Source organism: Thalassolituus sp. UBA2009 (assembly GCF_002335285.1).
GTDB lineage: Bacteria > Pseudomonadota > Gammaproteobacteria > Pseudomonadales > Oceanobacteraceae > Venatoribacter > Venatoribacter alkanivorans.
This window is the reverse complement of record NZ_DDCJ01000108.1, coordinates 8,364-9,163: the sequence shown is the minus strand read 5'-3', so window position 1 is coordinate 9,163 and position 800 is coordinate 8,364. Positions and strand designations below refer to the sequence as shown.

Below are 800 nucleotides of genomic sequence, written 5' to 3'. Positions count from 1 at the left end.
GCGGGCGATGTCGACAAATCCGGCTGCCGGATAAACATGGCCTGAGGTTCCGATACTCAGAAACAGGTCACACTGCTCCAGCGTTGAGCAGATCTCATCCATATACAGTGGCATTTCACCAAACCACACAATATGCGGTCGCAGAGTAGGCCGCTGGCAGCAGGGACAGAGAATATCGGCACTGATATCGCCTTTATGTTCGATGATCCTGCCGCTCAGCAGACAGCGGGCTTTGTTCAGTTCGCCGTGCATATGCCGCAGGTTACGGCTGCCGGCCCGCTCATGCAGATCGTCAACATTTTGAGTAACCAGCAGAAATTCGCCAGTAAAGCGCTGTTCGAAGTCGGCCAGGGCCAGATGAGCAGGATTTGGCTGAACCTCGCTCAGCTGACGCCGGCGGTCGTTATAAAAACGCTGCACCAGCTGTGGATTGCGGGCAAAGGCTTCGGGTGTGGCAACGTCCTCCAGACGGTGGTTTTCCCACAGTCCGTCAGCATCACGGAAGGTGCGGATACCGGACTCGGCGGAGATGCCGGCACCGGTCAGAACAACGATGCGCTGGAATTCGGATGTCTTCATGGTCAGTCGTGGAAGTGGTCGGCAAAAAACGCACGGATTTCGTCTTCCCGTGCACAGGCATCCTGAAAGCCAAGGTCAATCAGGCTCTTACAGAAACCACGGGAAAACAGCAGATAACTGAGAATACCGGAGCCGTTCTGGCTGGCATTACCACTGCCGCCAAGGGCGAGTTTTAATGCGCGCGGTATTTCGTTTGCGTGCTGGCCGGCAATCTCATCAAT

The 800-nt window shown here is 55.5% G+C and carries 1 protein-coding gene and 1 pseudogene; both read right to left on the bottom strand.

Annotation, left to right across the window (positions count from 1 at the left end):
• Window positions 1-579, bottom strand: a 579-nt coding sequence (locus B3P58_RS13985) for an NAD-dependent deacylase (RefSeq protein WP_286718382.1), incomplete at its 3' end; no start/stop codon positions are given.
• Window positions 580-581: 2 nt separating this feature from the next.
• Window positions 582-800: pseudogene (locus B3P58_RS13980) on the bottom strand (patatin-like phospholipase family protein); the annotation flags it as partial.